This window comes from Bacillus sp. FSL K6-0268 (assembly GCF_038005425.1).
GTDB classification, from domain to species: domain Bacteria; phylum Bacillota; class Bacilli; order Bacillales; family Bacillaceae_G; genus Bacillus_A; species Bacillus_A thuringiensis_S.
This window is the reverse complement of sequence record NZ_JBBOTF010000001.1, coordinates 2548653-2569224: the sequence shown is the minus strand read 5'-3', so window position 1 is coordinate 2569224 and position 20572 is coordinate 2548653. Positions and strand designations below refer to the sequence as shown.

Here is a 20572-nt window from a genome sequence, read left to right as displayed (position 1 = left end):
TATGCAGGAAGGAAAACATGAAAGCATATAGCAGGCTAGGTACATCATGTATACGAGTATAAAGTGAAACAAAAGTATGTTTTGAAGAAAAAAGACTGACAGAAACCTAGGAAATCGGGGGTTGAATTCTTTCTGAATACCATAGGTATCTAGAAGGGTAAAGTATCTGTAAATGGATGCTAAGTATGTTTAATGAGTTTTGAGAATGCAAGGTGTGTTTTTGAAGGGCTTATCTGTAACCTACCTTGTCATCATGAAAAATAGAGAAATTTGAGGAGTCCACACCATGAATGCAAAAGAAATAAGAATGTATATATTAGATTTGCAAGACAAGCATTGCGCAACGTGTGAATATCGGGCAAATCAGTCTCCGAAGTATTGTTTGAAGAATTGTAAGGTTGGAGAAGAATTGTATAGATTAGGAAAAAAATTAGCTCCTTGTGTAGGACAAGTCAGAGAAAATCCGAAACGGAAAAATTGGGAAGAATTGATGCCGAAAATTTTAGAAATGTTACAAAGAGAACTACCGATGTATGTAATTGCTATAGAAGTAAACTGTGAAGTGAACACGTTGCAGAAGCAACTCAAAAAAATGGGATTATGGCAGTCAACAAGCAGAAAACAAATACAAGAAAATGCTCATAAAAGATGGGATGAACGATGTAAACAAGCTGTCATGTTCGTGAAAAAGGACTTACTTATCAAGCAATCTGTCAGCAATTAGGGTGTAGTCGGAACAGTTTGTATCATCACCTTAAAAAAAGAGGGCTAAAGTAAACATGAAACCGATGTGTGTATAGAATTACAAAATTATAAAAGTGTAGATGTGGTGAGGTAGAAATAACAGGAACGAGAGTAGGTGTATCGTCATTGTTCAATTGGCTGAAAGAATATCAAAGGTTAGAAGAGGAGATTGCCTATTTAGAATATAATCTAGATAAAACAAAAACAGAATTAAAACGCTGGATTCATGGTGATTTACAAGACGTCCGTTTAACTGCTGAATCGGAAGGTGCAAAGGTAGAAGAACGTATTGAAGCAATTGAATATGAGTTAGCACATAAGATGAATGATATGTACAAACTGAAAAAATTAATTAGTAGGTTTAGCGGGTTGGATAATAAAATACTTAAAATGAAATATGTGGATGGTATGACGTTGGAACAAATAGCTGAAGAAATTAGTTATAGCTCTAGCCATATTAAAAAGAAACATGCTGAAATAGTTCGTTTGATTAAATTCGTAGAGCGCGAAGGTATCATTTAGATTCACTCCTAAAGTGAATCGAAACTCTTGAAAATATCGATTATAGTAATAACATAAGAAATTGACGAAAGGGTAACTGGTGCACGGTTGCTCTTTTATTATACAAAAATTATATAGGTGTTGTAGAGATGCCTTTAACGTTGCATAGTGGAGATTTGAATAAGTTGGCAAGAGATACTTCACAGGACAGTATCAATTTCATGGTGGGTGACAAAAGATTATATCTTTGAAAAGGAGAGTGCAAGTAAATGATTATTGAAAATAGAAAAACAATATCGGGTATAGAGTATTGGGATAACAAAGAAAAACGAAGTCTATTTGTACCAACTGGTGAAGAACAAGGATTCGAAGTAACTGTTAATCCAGAGAGTATGATCATTAAGCATGCTGATAATAAAGTAATTGGTGTGGAAGTAATTGATGCCAATACTGAAATTAACTTGAATGATATGAATGCTGAACAGTTACTATCCTTTGCTAAAGATAATGGCATCGATGTACCAGGCAAGTTAAAGAAAGAAGAAACAATTCGTAACTATGTCGTTGAGCAATTAACGAATGATACTGAATGAAATATTGTGACTTCAATGGCTGCCATAACAAGATAAGCAAAGGGCGTTACTGCGAAGAACATAAGCGTAACAAGCCGAGGAAGAAGAAGGATAAGAAGAACATCTACCATCATGAGAACAAACCATTCTATCGTACGGATGCATGGAAGCTTGTCAGGTCTCAAGTTTACGAAAGAGAGAATGGTTGCTGTCAACGATGTGGAAGGTTCGTCTTTGGTCGAAGTGCTCATGTTCACCACGTAATACCAATCAAAAAAGATCCAACTCTTAAATTAGAAGAGGATAACCTCAGATTACTTTGTCCAGTTTGTCATACAATCGAAGAAAATGAAGATAAACCGAAAAAAGTTTTTCCGAGTTATTTTGGAAGCCCCCCTATCAAAAATTAAAATTTCCTCTTTGGGGAGGATAGGTAGCTTGGGGGGCATATTAATAGTTGCGCCATTTTTTTAAAATGAAGGGGGGTGTGAAAATGGCTCGCATGTCAAAGAAGAAAAAGTTGGAAATGCTAGATGTTGCAAGGGATGAAGAACGAAATAGAATCATAAAATTATTGACTGAAGATGACAATTTCACACCTTCCTTAGAACCATTAATTGATAATTATTTAGATGCTTTTATCATTTATAAAACGATGTTTGAAGAATGGAAAGCTGATGGTTTTGCTCCTACAAAAACGCATAAAAACAAGGCTGGAGCAGTAAATGAAATGAAACATCCGCTCGCTCAACAAGTTGAAACTTGGAATGATAAGAAGAATAAAATGTTAGAAGCTCTCGGAATGACGAATAAGGGGAAAAGTTTACAAAAAACACCAAGAAACAATGAAAATATGCAATCTAATGAACCAAAAGATGAATTAGCAGTTCATCGAGCCAAATGGCGGAAATCTACATGATGATTAAACTAGGCGTGAACTATGCGGATCAGTATGCAAGTCACGTCATGGAGCATAAAAAGAAATACCCGAAATCGATCATTCTTGCGGTAGAGCGATATAAGAAGTGGAAAAAAAGAAAAGATATTTGGTTTGAAGTAGATCGAGCAAATGAAATGTTAGATTTCGTTCAATCTTTCATCCGCCATGTGAAAGGACCACTGGCCGGTCAATTGATGGAATTAGAATTGTGGGAAATGTTTGTCTTTGCTAATATGTATGGTTGGTATCGTAAAAATGAAAAAGGGAAAGATGTCCGTGTTGTTCGAGAGGCCTATGTGCAAGTGCCAAAAAAGAATGGGAAAACAATTATTGCCGCAGGTGCACTGCTCTATGCGATGTATGGAGAACTGGAACTGGGAGCGGATTGTTATTGTGCAGCATCTGATTATGAACAAGCACAAAATGCAGCGGAACCTATTGCGCAAGCAATAGAAAACTCGGAACCGTTGGCACGACATACACAGGTGTATAAAGGAATCAATGGTACAGTGAGTGGTGCCATGTACCGATATCATAAAAATGGTATTGCTTATCAGAATAAATTTAAGGTATTAACGAAAAACACGAAGGGTCTTGAGGGAAAGAACCCTTATTTTGTATTGAACGATGAATTACATGCACAAGAAAACATGGACATGTACGATAATTTAAAATCTGCCCAGGTATCTCGTGAACAGCCCATGATGCTGAATATTTCAACGGCAGGTAAAGGCTCATCGAGCGTCGGAATGCGTGTATATAAACTTGCAAAAGAAGCGTTGGAAAAAGATAATGATGATCCTTTATTTGTTGCAATTTGGGAGCCAAACAAAGGGTATGACTGGACGGATAGAACAGTATGGAAGATGGTGAATCCGAATATTGGTGTTTCTGTTACGATGGAGCAACTCGAGAATGAGTATAAAAAAGCGCAACAATCCGCACATTCAAAAGCGGAATTTCTTTCCAAGCATCTAAATGTCTTTGTAAATAGTGCAGACAATTATTTTGAACATGATCAAGTTCAACATGTGCTTGTGGAAGATTTGGATGATCTCACAGGAGAAATATGTTATGTAGGATTGGATTTATCGAAAACAACGGATTTAACTTGTGTAAGTTTGAATTTTCCTACTCATGATAAGGAAGGCAATTCAATTTTAAAAGTGAAACAAATGTACTTTATTCCCACTGATAATATTGAATTTAGAGAAAAAGAAGATAATGTTCCCTATACCGATATGGTTGAACGTGGTTTCGTTACATTTTGTGATGGCAAGATGATAAACCAAGACCAGGTTATGGACTACATTGTGGAATGTATGAATGTATATGACGTACGACAAATAAACTATGATCCAGCAATGTCACAAAAATTAATTGAAAAACTTGAGAACATGGGTCTTGAATGTATTGCTGTAAATCAATTCCCTAATGTTATGAATGCGATGATTGATGATTCAGAAATACTAATTTATGAAAAGCGTTTAATTACAGACAATCCTTTATTTGTTTATTGCGCCCTTAATGTTGTAGTAGTAACGAATATTAACGGAATGAAAGCCCCAAGTAAGCGACAGTCCAAAAAGAAGATTGATGGATTTGTGGCTTTTTTAGTTGCTCATAAAGAAACAATGATGGTTATGGATAGCATAACTGAAGAAGGTATGGATGAATTGATTGGTGATATTTATCGATAGAGAGGCGGTGAAAAATTGGGTTTAAGGGATAGATTTTCAAATTACTTATTTAAAAAGGCTGAAAAGCGTGGTTATCTTGATGATGTTTTAGGAAAGAGTATTCGTTATGGTGGTGTGTATGTTACAGATTCAAACATCTTACAATCTAGCGATGTTTACGAGTTGTTACAAGATATCAGTAATCAAATGGTATTGGCTGATATCGTTGTGGAAGATGAATTCGGGAATGAAACTAAAGATGATATTGCACTTCGTATTTTAAAGAATCCGAATGATTATCTTACACAATCTGAATTCATTAAATTAATGACGAATACTTATTTACTCGAGGGAGAAACGTTCCCTGTATTAAATGGTGCTCAAATACATGTAGCTTCAAATGTATTTACAGAGTTAGATGATAATTTAGTAGAGCATTTTAATATTGGTGGTCACGAAATTCCTCCGTTTATGATTCGTCATGTGAAAAATATTGGCGCAGATCATTTAAGAGGAAAAGGCCTTCTTGATTTGGGAAGAGATACACTTGAGGGTGTTATGTCAGCCGAGAAAACTTTAACTGACAAATATAAAAAGGGTGGACTATTAGCATTCTTGTTACATTTAGATGCCCATATCAATCCACAGAATGGAGCGCAGTCAAAATTAATCAATGCCATTTTAGATCAACTGGAATCAATCGATGAAGCAAGGTCTGTAAAAATGATTCCTCTTGGAAAAGGGTATTAATAGACACACTTAAAAGCCCGTTAGACGACGAAAAGACCCTAGCATACCTAAATGTATATAAAAAAGATTTAGGTAAGTATTTAGGCATAAATGTGGATACATACACAGAGCTAATCAAAGAAGATATTGAGAAAGCAATGATGTATATCCACAACAAGGCAGTTAGACCAATAATGAAAAATTTTGAAGACCATTTGAGTCTTCTTTTTTATGGTCAAAATTCGGGGAAACGAATTAAATTCAAGATTAATATTCTTGATTTTGTTACGTATAGCAACAAAACGAATATTGGTTACAACCTTGTGCGTACAGCTATTACTTCACCTGATAATGTCGCTGATATGCTTGGATTCCCTAAACAAAATACAAAGGAATCACAAGCTATTTATATTTCAAATGATGTAACTGAAATCGGTAAGAAAGAAGCGAACGATGGTTCATTGGGAGGAGGTGAAGAGAATGAAAATTGAGGTCCGAGGGAATCAAGTCATACTTGATGGTTATGTGAATGTTGTGGACAGAGAAAGTCGCATGTTGCCTTCTCCAAGGGGATATTTCAAAGAGAGAATTGTTCCTAAAACATTTGAAAGGGCATTAAAGAAAGCAAAGAATGTGGATTTACTTTTTAACCACGATAAAAATAGAAAGCTTGGCTCTATTGAAAACGGAAATCTGGAATTATATGAAGACAATATTGGTTTAAGAGCCATTGCTACGGTTACAGATGAACAAGTGATTAAGAAGGCAAGGAATAAAGAATTACGTGGTTGGTCATTTGGTTTTGTTTCTGAAAAAGATTCATGGGAAGAAGGTGAATCTGGTGTTCAAAAACGATCTATTGAAGAATTAGAGCTTTTAGAAGTTTCTATTTTGGACATGACGCCAGCTTATGTTGCAACTTCTATTGAAACTAGGGGCGAAAATACTGCCGTGATTGAAATGAGAAGTGAAGAAGCAGCTATAAAAACAGTTGTGGAAGATGATACAGAGGAAAGAAACAACATTATTAAACAAATAAAAAAAGTCCTGGAGGAAAATTAAAATGAACTTAAAAGAAATCTTAAAAGCATCTCAAGCACGAAATAAAGCTCGATTAGCAGAATTACAAGGAAAAGTAGAAAAAAATGAAGTTCGTTCGGAAGAATTAGCAGCAGTTAAGGCTGAAGTGGAAGCATTAACAGAAGAAGCGAAAACTCTTGCTGATGAATTAGCAAAATTAGAAGCAGACGAAAAGGAAGAAGATCCAGACAAAAAGAAAGATGACGATCCAGATAAAAAAGAAGATCCAGAAGTAAAAGAAGATCCAAATCAAACAAATGAAATTCCAAAAGAAGAACGTTCTGAAATCATGGCAGCTATTGCAACAGGTCTTTCTACTAAAGGTCATAAATCTACTAAAAACAAAGAAAAGGAAACTCGTTCAGCCTTTGCTAATTATATTGTGGGTAATATTGATGAAAGAGAAGCTCGTGCATTAGGATTAGTTACTGGAAATGGTTCTGTTACGATTCCAGATTTCTTAAGTAAAGAAATTATTACGTATGCTCAAGAAGAAAACTTCTTACGCCGATTAGGGACAGGGGTAAAAACAAAAGAGAACATTAAGTACCCTGTTTTAGTTAAAAAGGCAGAAGCTCAGGGTCATAAAAACGAGCGAACAAATAACGAAATTCCGGAAACGGATATTGAATTTGATGAAATCGAATTATCACCAACGGAGTTCGATGCACTTGCAACTGTAACGAAAAAATTATTAGCGCGTACAGGTTTACCAATTGAACAAATTGTTATGGACGAGTTGAAAAAAGCTTATGTTCGTAAGGAAACGCAATATATGGTGAATGGTGATGAAGCGAATAACATCAATGATGGTGCATTAGCAAAGAAAGCTGTCGAGTTTAAAACTGATGAAAAGAATCTTTATGATGCATTAGTGAAAATGAAAAATACACCTGTTAAAGAAGTACGTAAAAAAGCACGATGGGTATTAAATACAGCAGCACTAACAAAAATTGAAACAATGAAAACTGATGATGGTTTCCCATTACTTCGTCCATTTAATCAAGCAGAGGGCGGCATTGGTTATACATTGTTAGGCTTCCCTGTTGAGGAAGAAGATGCAATTGATATTCCTGATTCACCAGATACACCAGTATTCTATTTCGGTGACTTCTCTAAGTTCTATATTCAAGATGTCATTGGATCATTAGAAGTACAAAAATTAGTTGAGTTATTCTCGCGTACAAACCGAGTAGGTTTCCGCATCTGGAACTTACTAGATGCTCAATTAATTTATTCTCCATTTGAAGTACCAGTTTATAAGTACGTCTTGCAGGATGGTACGCCGACGAAACCCTGATGAACCGCTTCCGATTGGAGAAGCGGTAATTGAGAAGAGTTTGATACTTTCATAGGGGGGATGACAAAATGGGAAAAACAAAAGAAGAATTAAAAATGTTATTTGTGACGGGATATAAGCCGACGCAACAAGATTTTACAGATTTAATTGATGTAGCAGGAGTCCAAGGGCCTAAAGGAGATAAAGGCGAAACGGGAAGCCCAGGTCTGAAAGGAGACAAAGGTGATACTGGTGCGAAAGGCGCTGATGGAAAAAATGGAACGAACGGTGCCAATGGTGTTGGTGTGAAATCTATTTCTTTAACTGTTGATGGTGCTGGAAAATTAACAGGTGGAACATGGATTGGAACGGATGATAAATCGAATGCTATTGCTATAAATAACTAGTGTGGGCGCTTAATATGGGTGATTTAACTGAGAAATTAAAATCGCATATTCATTGGGAAGAGGGCATGGATGATTCTATGCTCTCTTTTTATATCAATCAAGCAAAGACTTATGTAAGAAATGCGACAGGCAAGCAGACCGAGTATTTAATTATTATGGTCGCCGGTATTTACTATGATTACAGGATTGCTGAAAAAGAATTAGAACAAGCTCTTGATGCTTTAACGCCGATGTTTGTCCAGGAGGTTTATGCTGATGAAGAGAAAGACGAATAAACTCAAATGGATGGGTGAGCTACTTAAATTAGGAGAAACCATTGATTCGGAAAATGACCGTGTTGTGATGGGATATCCGTTAGAACGTAACATTCGTTATAATAATATTGGGGTTACAGCCACTGATAAATTTACAACGAAAGATACGAATGAAATTGTAAAGAAAATTGAAGTCCGTATCGATCGTGACATTGAAAATAATCAAAAGGATTATCGTGTAAAAGTTGGTGGCCGTATCTATAATATTGAGCGTATTTATGTACGTGAAGAAGATCGATTAATGGAGGTGTCATTGTCCTATGCAAATTAGCTTTCAAGAGTTACGAGATATCATGAGGAAATCTGGTATACCAGTTTATCGTGATAGTGCACCTACAACAGCAAAATATCCTTACATTGTGTATGAATTTGTGAATGAACAGCATAAACGGGCTTCAAATAAGGTTCTAAAAGATATGCCACTTTATCAAATTTCTGTTATTACAAATGGAACTGAAAAAGATTATGAGCCGTTAAAGGCTGTTTTTAATGCAGTAGGCGTGTCTTATTCTCAGTTTGATGGAATGGGTTATGACGAGAATGACGACACTATCACGCAGTTTATCACGTATGTGAGGTGTATCCAGTAATGGCTTCCAATAACAATGGCTTTTCTGAAGCTTTAGAAGATATTAATACGCTATTACGTGTGAATAAAAAGGTCGAACTGGATGTATTGGACGAAGCAGCCAAGTATTTTGCGAGTAAATTAAAACCAAAAATCAAAGCATCCAATAAAAACAAGCGGACACATTTAAGTGATAGCCTAAAGGTTGTTGTGAAAGATGATCGTGTATCTGTGGAATTTAAAGAGGAAGCTTGGTATTGGTATTTAGTTGAACATGGTCATAAAAAAGCAAAAGGTAAGGGGCGTGTGAAAGGAAAACACTTTGTCCAGAATACCTTTGATGCAGAAGGTGACAAAATTGCTGATATGATGGCACAAAAAATAATTGATAGAATGTGAGGATGATAGACATGCCAATTGAAAATAAAGAAATTCAATACACGGTAGGTATCGAAGATTTATATCTATGTATGATGAAAGGTAATGAATCGACAAATGCCTTACCAACCTATGAGGACATAACTTATAAGCAAACAAACATTACAGATTTAACAATTTCGACGACATCTACCAACTTTACAAAATGGGCGTCTAATAAAAAAATCATAAATATTGTCAAAAATACAGCATTTGGATTAGCTTTTAATCTTGCTGGTCTAAATCGTGAAGTGAAAGATAAAATCTTTGCTAAAACACGTAAAAAAGGTGTGTCTTTTGAAACAGCGAAGGCGAAGGCGTATCCAAAGTTCGCAGTAGGTGTTGTATTCCCTTTAAATGATGGAACAAAAATAGTACGTTGGTATCCAAAATGTACGGTTGCTCCAGTAGAAGAATCTTGGAAAACACAAGGTGATGAAATGACTGTGGATGACATTGCTTACACAATTACAGCAGATCCATTGTTATGTAACGATGTAACACAAGCTGAATTGGATACTGGCGATCCAGAGGCAAAAGGAATGAAAGCTGAAGATTTCCTAAAACAAGTCATTTGTGATGAATCTCAATTAACGCAACTTGGTGGAACATCGACACCAGGGAAATAAGGAGTGGTAATATGGCACGTTTAAGTGATTTAGTAAATGTAAATATAACTAGAAATAGCATTAAGATACAGGGTGTCTCAATCCCTGTTATTTTTACTTTTGAATCTTTTCCTTATGTGGAAGAAGCATTTGGAACACCTTATCATGAATTTGAAAAAGAAATGAATGATATGTTAAGAAAAGGTCAATTTAGCCTGGGAGAAAATGAAGCGAAATTGATGCGTGCATTAATTTATGCGATGGTACGTAGTGGTGGTACGGAATGTACAGTAGATGAATTGAAAGGTGCTATTCCTATGAATGAATTACCTGATATTTTCATCGTTGTATACGAAATTTTCAGTGGTCAAACTTTCCAACATTCTGATATGGAGAAGTTGAAGCAAGAAAAAAAGTAAAAAACATACTGACTAAAAACGAGGAATCTCAGTCCGAATTGGACTGGGATTTTTATTTTTATGTCGGTAATACGTTGCTTGGTTTAAGTATGGATGACTTTTGGAAAATCACACCGGCACATTTTCTAAAACAATTCATTATGCATCTCAGATACAACAATCCAGATGCATTACATGAGCAGAAACCGAAACAAATTTACACGCTAGATCAAACACCATTCCTATAAGAAATGAGGTGAAAAAATGCCTGGGAATAGTAAAGAAAGAAATGTTGTTCTTCATTTTAAAATGGATGGCCAAGTTCAGTATGCAAATACATTGAAACAAATCAATATGGTTATGAATAATGCAGCGAAAGAATATAAAAATCATATTGCAGCAATGGGCCAAGATGCGACAATGACTGATAAACTTCTTGCTGAAAAGAAGAAGCTTGAAATTCAAATGGAAGCAGCCAAGAAACGTACAGCTATGTTACGTGCTGAATATCAAGCGATGTCTAAGGACACAAGTACAACCGCCGAACAACTCAATAAGATGTACGGGAAGTTGCTTGATGCAGAACGTGCTGAGACTTCTCTTGATAACGCAATGAAAAGAGTGAACGAAGGTCTTTCCGAACAAGCAATGGAAGCTAGGGAAGCACGTGGAACTTTACTGGATTTACAAGAGAATTCTAAGAAACTTGAAGCTGAACAGAAACGTTTGACAAGCTCATTCAAACTTCAAAATGCTGAATTAGGTCAAAATGCTAGTGAAGCGGATAAGTTGGAATTAGCGCAGAAACAACTACGTCAGCAAATGGAAATGACGGATAGGGTCGTTCACAACTTAGAACAACAATTAAGTGCAGCAAAGCGTGTGTATGGTGAAAACTCTACTGAAGTGCAGCAACTTGAAGCTAAATTAAACCAAGCAAAAACGACATTAAAGCAATTTGAAAACTCATTACAGAGTGTTGGGCGAAGTGGTTCACAAGCGGCGGATGGAATGGCGGAAATCAATAAGAAACTTGATATGAACAATGTAATGGAAGCCGCTGAAGTTCTACAAGGAATATCCGAAAAATTGATTGAAATGGGAAAGTCGATTGTAAATACAGCAATAGAGTTTGATGGATCACAGCGGAAAATCCAGGCGTCATTAGGATTGACTGGGAAAGGTGCCGAAAATCTTCAAAAGATTGCAGTCGATACATGGAAAAAAGGCTTTGGTGAAAATCTTGAAGAGGTAGATAATGCATTGATAAAAGTCTATCAAAATATGCGTGATGTTCCGTATGACGAGCTTCAAATGGCGTCGGAAGATGTTCTAACACTAGCTAAAGTTTATGATGTGGATTTAAACGAAGCAACACGTGGCGCAGGGCAATTAATGTCACAGTTTGGTCTATCGACACAAGAAACATTTGATTTACTTGCTGCCGGTGCTCAAGAAGGTTTAAATTATTCGGATGAATTATTTGATAATTTATCTGAATATGCGCCTTTATTCAAACAAGGTGGTTTTCGTGCGCAAGAAATGTTTACAATTTTAGCAAATGGAACAAAAAGCGGTTCGTATAACTTAGACTATATCAATGACCTGGTGAAGGAATTTGGTATACGTGTACAAGATGGTTCGAAAGGTGTATCAGAAGGATTTGGCGATTTATCTGAAGAGACACAAAAAGTGTGGAAATCATTTAATGAAGGTAAGGGAACGGCAGCTGATGTATTCAATGCTGTATTAGGTGATTTACGTAAAATGGATGATAAAGTAAAGGCAAACCAGATTGGTGTCGCTTTATTTGGTACTAAATGGGAAGACATGGGCGCTGAAGCTGTACTTAGTCTAAATCATGTACATGGTGGTCTTGGTGATGTAACTGGACGTATGGATGAAATGAAGAAACTTCAGGAAGAATCTTTGGGGCAGCAATTCCAAAAAGCAGTAAGAGAAACGCAGGCTGCGTTAGAACCACTTGGAAAGAAATTTGCAGAATTAGCGAAAGACATGTTACCTCCAATTGTCGATGGAGTTAAAGCTGTAATGGATTGGTTTAGTAAATTGTCTGAAGCTGATCAAACGCTTTTAATCGTGATGGGTGCATTGAGTGCTGCGTTTATTATTCTAACTCCAATTGTAGCTGCTCTCGCTGTTTCATTTGGTGCGTTGAATCTGTCGTTTTTACCTGTGATAGCTACCATTGTAGCAGTTTCCTTGGTGATAACTGGTATTATCATGTTAATAAGAAACTGGGGTGCCATAACTGACTGGCTTTCTGAAAAGTGGTCACAATTTTCATCCTGGTTTGGTGGATTGTGGTCTAGTATAGTTCAGGCATGTAGCGATGGATGGTCTGCCACAGTTGCATATTTTTCGGAAGCGTGGTCTTCATTTATTGAGATGATGCATGAATTTTTTGATCCGATAGGTCAGTTTTTTAGCGATTTATGGTCGGAAATTGTCGAAACAGTATCTTCCTGGTGGTCGAATCTTGTTACGACTGCATCTGAATTGTGGAGTCAACTGACTCAAGCCTGGCAAGAAACTTGGAATACGATACTTACCGTCTTAGATCCAATTATTTCGGCGATATCTGTCGTTTTAGAAGCAGGTTGGTTATTCATACAGGCAGGTACACAAATTGCCTGGGCTTTAATAAGTAAATATATTATTGATCCGATTACTGAAGCGTACAACTGGTGTAAAAATCAGCTTGGTGATCTCGTTTTCTGGTTAAATTCACAGTGGGAAACAGCGAAATCTTATACATTTGCAGCTTGGAATTTGGTAAAACAGTATGTTATCCAACCAGTTCAGGAATTGTGGAATACAACGAAACAAAAACTGTCAGATTTAGCAAATTGGATATTAACAAACTGGGATACTATAAAATCCTATACGCTAACAGCTTGGAATTTGATAAAAAAATACGTGATTGATCCAGTAACAGAGGCTTACAATTCAGCTAAGCAAAAATTTACTGACTTATATAATTCAGCACAAGAAAAATTTGATTCTGTAAAAAATGCAGCGCAAGAAAAGTTTGATGCAGCAAAGAGATTTATCGTTGATCCGATAAAAGATGCGGTAGACAAAGTAAAGGGATTTATTGATAAAATTAAAAGTTTCTTTAGCGATTTGAAATTAAAGATTCCGAAACCGGAAATGCCTAAAATGCCACACTTCAGTCTGCAGACTAGTACGAAAAATATTTTGGGTAAAGACATTACTTTCCCATCTGGGATTGATGTGCAATGGCGTGCAAAAGGAGGTATCTTTACTAGACCTACCATTTTCGGTATGAGTAATGGTCAGTTGCAAGGTGCAGGTGAAGCGGGGCGAGAAGCAGTTTTACCGTTGAATAAAAAGACATTAGGTGAGATTGGTGAAGGGATTGCAGCAACGATGTCTACTGAACCAACTGTAATTAATATTTATAATCCTTCAGTGAGGGATGATCGTGATGTTGACCGCATGGTCGGAAAAATAGATGATGCACTTGCTCAAAAAGGGCGTAATTCAAAAATAGGAATAGGGAGGACGACTTAATTGTTGGATATAGGAATCGATAATGAATTAGCAAGCAGTTACGGATTAGGTGTAGTAGGTCGTCCTGTGATTTCTACCGCAAAACAAAAGGTAGAACATATAGAAATACCAGGACGACATGGTTCACTTACAAAGAAAGGGACATATGAAAATGTTTCTTTTAAGGTGAAATTTAATATGTTGGAAAGAGAAAATATTAAACCTTTCATAAGACGTGCAAAACCTTGGTTATTACAAGGGAAAACACTCTTTTTCACAGATGAAGATGTGTATCGGAAGATTAAGCATGTTGAAATGGGAGACATCATAACTGAGATTGAGGAGCATGGTGAATTCGAGGTAGATTTTACGCTAGGCCCCTTTGAATATACAGAAGATGTAAACCTAAAGCTCACCGAACCTGGTGTCATTTATAATCCAGGTACAATTGAATCTGATCCTAAGTTTTGGATTGTGGGAAATGGTACTTTCCGTATAACAATCAATGACGTCTCTTTCCAAATAAAAGATGTGAATGGTTCTGTTGTTATAGACTCAGAAGTACTTGAAGCATATACCGATACCATATCAATGAATCATAAAATGGTTGGGCAGTTCCCTATATTGGGCGTGGGGGAAAATACAATAGAGTGGTCAGGAGCAATTCAATTTATGGAAATTAGGCCTAGGTGGAGATATGCATGATTACTTTATATAAACCAAATGAGACTGATTTTACACACAATGGTATAGGAGCTTTAGATAAAAATATGTATAACGCGACTGTTGAGGAAGAACTTAATGGTTTATTTTTATTTTCATTTCGTTATCCATTGTTTGCGCCGCACGGTCTGGAAATAGAGGGAATGAGCATCATTAAAGTTCCAACTCCTGATGGTGAACAACTATTTCGAGTAGCAGCTCCTAAAGTCAGCATGGGTGAGATTACAGCGCAATGTTATCACATCTTTTATGATTTAACAGAAAATCTGATTGAAGATATTTTTGCTGAAACAACAAATGGCAATGGAGCTATGAATCGTATGTCAGCAGGATGCCAATACAAGCATCCTTTTCAGTTTTATTCAGATGTACCAAAGATAGCCAGTGCACGTATTGTCCGTAAAAATCCTGTGGAAGCATTATTGGATTCTAGTCAAGACAATTCATTTGTTAATCGTTGGGGCGGCGAATTAAAACGAGATAATTTTGATGTGAAGATGCTACTAAATCGCGGTATGGATCGTGGAGTAGTGATTCGGCATAAAAAAGATTTGCTTGGATACGAGGGAAATGTTGATTGGAAAAGTCCCATAACTAGAATCATGCCACAAGGTTTTGAGGAATTATTTCTTCCTGAAAAGTATGTGGATAGCCCACTTATAAATAAGTATCCTCATCCGAAAATTAGAGTGATTGAGTTTAAACATATTAAAGCAGCTATTGGTGAAAATGCTGACGATGAAGATGCAGTTCCGTTAGAAGAAGCGTATAAATTATTACGTCAGGCCGCAAAAGATATGTTTACGATTCAAAAAATTGACCAGCCTAAAGCAACTTATAACGTTAAGTTTCAGGAGTTATCACAAACGGAAGAGTATAAGGATTATAAGCATTTACAAAGTGTTTATATGGCGGATACGGTTACGGTCGAACATCAAGAAGATGGTATTGATATAAAGGCGAAGGTAATTGCATATAAATATGATCCAATAAAAAAAGAGTATCTGGATATAACCATTGGTAACTTCAAAGAATCCTTTACAGACGTTTCCGGTAAGGTTGATTTGGTACAAGAAGAGTTGTCCAATATGCCAGGCTCTATTTTGGATGCAGCAAAAACAAATGCTACAAGCCTTATTAATTCTGGGTTCGGAGGGCATGTCCGTGTTTATCCAGATCGTATTTTAATTATGGATACGAAAGATGAAAAGAGTGCGAAAAAGGTTTGGCAATGGAACTTGAATGGATTAGGGTATTCTTCCACAGGTGTGAATGGCCCATATGGAACTGCCATTACAAGTGACGGAAGAATTGTTGCTGATTTTATTACTGCAGGTACGTTGAGTGGAAATCTTGTGCAAGGTGGAGAAATAACAGGTGCAACATTACGAACTTCAGATAGTGTCAACTATGTAAATATTTCAAAGCAATTCATACGCTTGTATGAGTCATCTAAAACAAGGGTGTTTGTAGGGTATTACAAAAATAGTAGAAATGAAATACAACCAACTCTTATTTTAGGCGGAGATTCAGATTCCACAGGGGCAAATGGTGCTATTATGGTGTACCAATTCTCAGATACGAGCGTTAAGTCTGGTGGAATCGGAATTACAAAAGGACTCGAGGGCAATGGATACTTGAATGCAGCATCTTTATACTTTTCACAAACAGGTAACGCAATGCTTGACGCTGATAAAATGATTGTCCTAGATGCCCAAAGTGAGATGAGATTTAAGGTTAAAGATCAATTCCGCTTTTATCGTAATGACAATTGGATTGCAAGTATCGGGGTTGCATCTGGAGGGGATACAGATATCATGCTCCCAAATGCGATAATACGAAATTCGAGTTGGGACAATGGGTATATCCAAGTGAAAACCGCTCTTGGGACATATTATCAAGGAGTAATTGCTTCAGACTTCAAAGTTTCTTCAAAAGAAACCTATAAAACCAATATCCGTCCTGTTGCATTCAGCGCACTGGAAAAGGTAATGGAATGGGAAATTAAACAATACAATTTGAAAACCGACATTCCAAAACTGTATGAAATGCGTATGAATCGTAAGGAAGGAGAGCCAACAATTACTACAGATGCAATTCCTACACATTATGGTTTAGTTATTCCAAAAGAATCAGAGGAAAATGGTGTAGGCTTATACGGAATGCTTTCACAATTAACAAGTGCATTTCAAGAGTATGTAACTAAAACTAGGGCTAAATTCGAGGAAATAGAGCCGATAAAGCCTAAAGGGAATATAAAACATAGGAACAAAGTAAAACGTCAAAGAAGACCGCCTAGACGTGTGAAAAGGAATAGTTAGAGAGAGGTGTAGTCATGCGAAATGAGGAAATTATTATAGATTTAGCAGATCCTGTGTTTACAAAAACAATTCGTTCTCGGCAGAATGACAAAAATGGGTTGAAGCTTACGGTGTACGTAAGAGAAAAAGGGGAGAAGGTGGATTTAACAGGATATGTGGTTAAATATGAGGCGACAAATCACACAGGAGTATTCATTCGAGATGATGCTCAAATAGTTGATGCAAAGAATGGTGTGTTTTCCTATACGTTTACATCTCAAGCTGTTTCCACATCGGATGATTGGACAGCTTATTTTGTGATGGAAAAAAGTACAGAACGAATGAGTACACCAGATATTCGTATTACATTAAGACGTGATGTGAAAGAAGGAAATATTAAAATCGAAAACTATATTTCTGAGTTTGAGATTATTAAGAAAACGTTAGACGAGCTGCAGAAGAAATTAAATGCTATGGATGTTGTTAAGAAAAGCGGAGACACCATGACAGGTGACCTAGGGATGGACCCAGGTAAATCAGTTCAGTTTAAATCAAGTGGAAGTACTAATAATAATTATGTTCTTAGAGGTCAAGCGGGACAGAATAAGCTAGTACTCTCAGATATCACGTCAAATAAGTTTATTTGGGATTACTTCAGTGACACGGATACTTTCACAGTTATATCTAACACGAACCTCTTAAAGAAAACAGGAGATATTATAACAGGGCTTTTAAAGTTCCATGCTCTGGGTCAAATGTTGATGACTCAACCTGATTCAGCGACAGGTCCTTCTGCTCGTGGGTTACACTACGCGGATAAAGACACAGACGGAAGCGTTAATCGTGGCGGAATGGGACGTTTCAAAGGGGCTAACAACGGTGAAGAATATCTGTACATGGGATTCGGTGCTACTCCCTGGGATTCTCAAAGTGGGTTAATAGTTCGACCTGATGGATCAGCAACCTTGAAAGGTAAAAAGATAGCAACCGCTGAAAATGATACAGGATGGATTAAGCTTGCTACAACTGGGGTGGAAAATGTTGCTAACAGAGATATGAAATACAAGAGAAGTGGTGAAAACATGAGTGTAATTGGTTCAGTTCGAAATCCTCAAAATGAGGCAGTATTCGCTACATTACCAGTTGGATTTAGACCGGTACAACACATTGCTTTTCCAGCGCTGGCATATGGATATACACCCGCAGCGTGTGAAGTGACAATAAAACCTGATGGGGGGATTTTCGTGAATGGTGTTCCGAGCGGGAGTACGGTTCATATTGCAATGAACTTTTTAATTTAAATCGTACAAGTTAAGCGTGCATAAGCAGGCTTATTTATTTTGCTCAAGGGGATGAGAACAGTGGAGGAACAAATCTTCAATTCAATGATTCAACAAGGAGCATTCGCAGCGTTATTTGTGTGGATGCTTTTTACTACGCAAAAAAAGAATGAACAGCGTGAAGAACAGTATCAAAAAGTAATCGAAAAAAACCAAGCAGTCATCGAAGAACAGGCAAAAGCATTTGGTTCACTTTCAAAGGATGTATCAGATATTAAACAAAAAATTATGGGGAATGGTGACGACAAATGAAAAAATCTATTAAATTATTAGCCTCAATTTCTACTGCAGCTATCATTGCATTTACTTCAATAGGTAGTGTCTTTGCTGATCGAGAAATGATTATTCCTGGGTTACCTAAAGTCGAATATCGCAATGGATATGGAGCATATGAAGGTGTAATAGCACATTCTACAGCAACTCCTGAAGCGCCTGCTATTAATATTCGAAACTATGAAGCAAGAACATGGCGTTCGGCATTTGTACATTATGTAACAGACTGGGATGAAACAGTTCAAATTGCTTCCACAAAATATCAAGCATGGGGAGCGGGCTTAGCAGCCAATAAACGATTTGTTCATGTAGAGCTCTCTGAAACGAGTGACTCTATTAAATTTAAAAAATCCTATGAGAGATATGTGAAGCTACTCGCTAAGATTTTACGTGATAGAAACATTGATCCATCCATTGGATTGTGGACGCATAAAGACATTACGTATAAGCTTGGTGGCACAGATCACGAAGATCCGATTGATTATCTTCTCAGTCATGGTGTATCAGAATCAAAGTTTCGTACTGATGTATTAAAAGCATATAATGGAAATTCTATTTCAGTTGAAGCGAAACCAAAGCAACCAAGTGAAGTACCTGGTGTTATGAATGAAGTGGGAGTAGCGTATATTGATGGATACAATATAAACCTTCGTTCTGGTCCATCCACAATAAATAGTGTTATTCGTAAATTACAAAAAGGTGAAGCATATAAAGTCTGCGGTAAAGTAGGCAACTGGTTGAATCTTGGAGGAAATCAGTGGATTTATAACGATTCCTCATACATTCGCTATAAAGAAGAATCGTCATCTGTGGAAGGTAAACGTGTAGTTTCTAAAGTGAATGACTTACGATTCTATTCAAAGCCTTCCTGGTTAGATAGAGATGTTGCGGGAACTGTGGATGAGGGGTTAGGATTTACAATTGAGGCGAAAGTAAATGTAAATAGTTCACCACAATATAAAGTACACAATAGCAAAGGAAAAACATACTATGTAACAGCAAGTGAAGCCTACGTGTATGTGAGGTAAGCAAAAGCAGAGCATTCCTCTGGCGAGTGTGAGGAACGCTCTTTTTTGACATTATAAAGATATATTATCTCCCATTGTTGGTTTACCAATAGTATTATATGTAACAGTAGAAATGAATATGAACGATAAAAATAAAAAAAGAGCATTCTTGACTGGAGTACGCTGTTTTATGGAAGAACCATCTATGTGAAGCGATGCTGAATCATTTTTAGTATATGTGACCAAATTTGCAGGTATGACACTTCCTTACAAATAAGAATACGTGTAAATGTATGTTTATATGTTGGTTTCAATCACCATGCAGGTAAAACAGGAGGAAACAAGTCTGTGGAACAGGAAGAAGCAAGCCAGGGGAGTGGTCTGGCTTGCTTTTTTGATGGACGTGTTTTTTTGTCAGGCATATCATAAACCAGGAGCACTTTATATTATGTAAGATAGAAGCAATATATGCTATCACATAAAAAATCTTCCACAGTAGCCGTTATCACTGTTAGGAAATCTTGCAAGATAGGAAACTAGGGGCGATAGATGGGTTGGAAAAGAAGAATTTCTCTTTGTTAGGAAATGATGGGAAAATCATGGCGCAGTGGAGAGAACTGGTGGCCATTCTTATTGTATGACAAGAAATAGGTCGGGAGGAAAACGTAGGTGGGGCAAGCATTGGCCGATGTAGAGGAATGGGTGAGAGGGGAGTGGCTATGTACGGGTGTAAGGGGCAGGTTGTGTCTGTTTTGGTGGATGGGGGTACTGAAAAAGGGAGATTAGCAGAAGGGGAGTTTGTATGGTTTGAAAGCTAGGAAAATAGGAATCTATCATGCGTTTTCTGGGTATATGTATCATGTATTTCTGCTGATATGAGGTGTAAAGTTCCCAATAGGGTGTACCTCAATGAGAAGCATAAAAAATGGTTTGTATCGGTATATTCGTGTGCATCTCGTAAAACGAAACGGGAGATACATAATCATAATGTTTATTATACATAATATTTTTGTTTGTAAATATAAAGTAGTCCCTTTTCCATTGACTGGGGAATAGAGCGATTGGCTTAATTCACCATATATTCGGGGATTTTTCTTATATTCTCTGGATATTACCACATTTTTTTGGTGAAATAATCAAAAAAACTAGCACGAAG

Annotated in this window: 23 protein-coding genes and 1 pseudogene; all 24 read left to right on the top strand. The window is 36.8% G+C overall.

What is annotated here, in order from left to right; translation table 11 throughout:
- Window positions 1-286 precede the first annotated feature (286 nt).
- The 24 genes and pseudogenes from MHI28_RS13215 to MHI28_RS13100 all read left to right on the top strand — a co-directional run bounded on the left by MHI28_RS13215 (window position 287) and on the right by MHI28_RS13100 (window position 19437).
- On the top strand, window positions 287-724 hold the full coding sequence (locus tag MHI28_RS13215; RefSeq protein WP_340828005.1) for a zinc-finger domain-containing protein: 438 nt from the start codon (window positions 287-289) through the stop codon (window positions 722-724).
- Complete coding sequence (locus tag MHI28_RS13210; protein WP_254849831.1) at window positions 709-777, top strand: hypothetical protein; 69 nt, start codon at window positions 709-711, stop codon at window positions 775-777. Before MHI28_RS13215 ends, MHI28_RS13210 begins: the two co-directional genes overlap by 16 nt.
- A 93-nt stretch (window positions 778-870) precedes the next feature.
- Complete coding sequence (locus MHI28_RS13205) at window positions 871-1266, top strand: hypothetical protein (RefSeq protein ID WP_078188183.1); 396 nt, start codon at window positions 871-873, stop codon at window positions 1264-1266.
- A gap of 248 nt (window positions 1267-1514) precedes the next feature.
- Entirely contained in the window at window positions 1515-1838 is a 324-nt protein-coding gene (locus tag MHI28_RS13200; RefSeq protein ID WP_078188182.1) for a hypothetical protein, read from the top strand.
- Window positions 1835-2227, top strand: a complete 393-nt coding sequence (locus MHI28_RS13195) for an HNH endonuclease (RefSeq protein ID WP_078188181.1) — start codon at window positions 1835-1837, stop codon at window positions 2225-2227. Before MHI28_RS13200 ends, MHI28_RS13195 begins: the two co-directional genes overlap by 4 nt.
- A gap of 83 nt (window positions 2228-2310) precedes the next feature.
- Window positions 2311-2736, top strand: coding sequence for a P27 family phage terminase small subunit (locus MHI28_RS13190; RefSeq protein WP_340828041.1), 426 nt, complete (start codon window positions 2311-2313; stop codon window positions 2734-2736).
- The gene (locus MHI28_RS13185) at window positions 2733-4457 is read left to right on the top strand and encodes a terminase large subunit (protein ID WP_340828040.1); all 1725 of its coding nucleotides are present in this window, start codon (window positions 2733-2735) and stop codon (window positions 4455-4457) included. Before MHI28_RS13190 ends, MHI28_RS13185 begins: the two co-directional genes overlap by 4 nt.
- A gap of 15 nt (window positions 4458-4472) precedes the next feature.
- Window positions 4473-5656 (top strand): annotated as a pseudogene (locus tag MHI28_RS13180) (phage portal protein).
- Complete coding sequence (locus MHI28_RS13175) at window positions 5646-6227, top strand: HK97 family phage prohead protease (RefSeq protein WP_139362598.1); 582 nt, start codon at window positions 5646-5648, stop codon at window positions 6225-6227. The pseudogene MHI28_RS13180 and the gene MHI28_RS13175 overlap by 11 nt, the downstream one beginning before the upstream one ends.
- 1 nt (window position 6228) lies before the next feature.
- Window positions 6229-7545: a phage major capsid protein gene (locus MHI28_RS13170; protein WP_340828039.1), complete on the top strand. Its 1317-nt coding sequence runs from the start codon at window positions 6229-6231 to the stop codon at window positions 7543-7545.
- A gap of 68 nt (window positions 7546-7613) precedes the next feature.
- Window positions 7614-7931 (top strand): collagen-like triple helix repeat-containing protein, encoded by a 318-nt coding sequence (locus MHI28_RS13165; protein ID WP_340828038.1) that lies wholly within the window; start codon window positions 7614-7616, stop codon window positions 7929-7931.
- 14 nt (window positions 7932-7945) lie between these two features.
- Window positions 7946-8206: a head-tail connector protein gene (locus MHI28_RS13160; protein WP_078188244.1), complete on the top strand. Its 261-nt coding sequence runs from the start codon at window positions 7946-7948 to the stop codon at window positions 8204-8206.
- On the top strand, window positions 8187-8516 hold the full coding sequence (locus MHI28_RS13155; protein ID WP_340828037.1) for a hypothetical protein: 330 nt from the start codon (window positions 8187-8189) through the stop codon (window positions 8514-8516). The genes MHI28_RS13160 and MHI28_RS13155 overlap by 20 nt, the downstream gene beginning before the upstream one ends.
- The gene (locus MHI28_RS13150; protein ID WP_340828036.1) at window positions 8506-8835 is read left to right on the top strand and encodes a hypothetical protein; all 330 of its coding nucleotides are present in this window, start codon (window positions 8506-8508) and stop codon (window positions 8833-8835) included. Before MHI28_RS13155 ends, MHI28_RS13150 begins: the two co-directional genes overlap by 11 nt.
- A complete protein-coding gene (locus MHI28_RS13145; protein ID WP_340828035.1) occupies window positions 8835-9212 on the top strand; it encodes an HK97-gp10 family putative phage morphogenesis protein in 378 nt (125 codons plus the stop codon). The genes MHI28_RS13150 and MHI28_RS13145 overlap by 1 nt, the downstream gene beginning before the upstream one ends.
- 11 nt (window positions 9213-9223) lie before the next feature.
- Complete coding sequence (locus tag MHI28_RS13140; protein ID WP_340828034.1) at window positions 9224-9859, top strand: major tail protein; 636 nt, start codon at window positions 9224-9226, stop codon at window positions 9857-9859.
- A gap of 11 nt (window positions 9860-9870) precedes the next feature.
- Window positions 9871-10257, top strand: coding sequence for a hypothetical protein (locus MHI28_RS13135; RefSeq protein WP_000113345.1), 387 nt, complete (start codon window positions 9871-9873; stop codon window positions 10255-10257).
- A gap of 38 nt (window positions 10258-10295) precedes the next feature.
- A complete protein-coding gene (locus MHI28_RS13130; protein WP_006927278.1) occupies window positions 10296-10484 on the top strand; it encodes a hypothetical protein in 189 nt (62 codons plus the stop codon).
- A gap of 16 nt (window positions 10485-10500) precedes the next feature.
- On the top strand, window positions 10501-13794 hold the full coding sequence (locus MHI28_RS13125) for a phage tail tape measure protein (protein ID WP_340828033.1): 3294 nt from the start codon (window positions 10501-10503) through the stop codon (window positions 13792-13794).
- Window positions 13795-14478, top strand: coding sequence for a phage tail protein (locus tag MHI28_RS13120; protein ID WP_340828032.1), 684 nt, complete (start codon window positions 13795-13797; stop codon window positions 14476-14478).
- A complete protein-coding gene (locus tag MHI28_RS13115) occupies window positions 14475-16817 on the top strand; it encodes a phage tail spike protein (protein ID WP_340828031.1) in 2343 nt (780 codons plus the stop codon). The genes MHI28_RS13120 and MHI28_RS13115 overlap by 4 nt, the downstream gene beginning before the upstream one ends.
- A 14-nt stretch (window positions 16818-16831) precedes the next feature.
- Window positions 16832-18097, top strand: a complete 1266-nt coding sequence (locus tag MHI28_RS13110; RefSeq protein ID WP_340828030.1) for a BppU family phage baseplate upper protein — start codon at window positions 16832-16834, stop codon at window positions 18095-18097.
- A gap of 60 nt (window positions 18098-18157) precedes the next feature.
- The gene (locus tag MHI28_RS13105; protein WP_000392440.1) at window positions 18158-18388 is read left to right on the top strand and encodes a BhlA/UviB family holin-like peptide; all 231 of its coding nucleotides are present in this window, start codon (window positions 18158-18160) and stop codon (window positions 18386-18388) included.
- Complete coding sequence (locus MHI28_RS13100) at window positions 18385-19437, top strand: N-acetylmuramoyl-L-alanine amidase (RefSeq protein WP_078187359.1); 1053 nt, start codon at window positions 18385-18387, stop codon at window positions 19435-19437. The genes MHI28_RS13105 and MHI28_RS13100 overlap by 4 nt, the downstream gene beginning before the upstream one ends.
- The last annotated feature ends 1135 nt before the right edge of the window (window positions 19438-20572 follow it).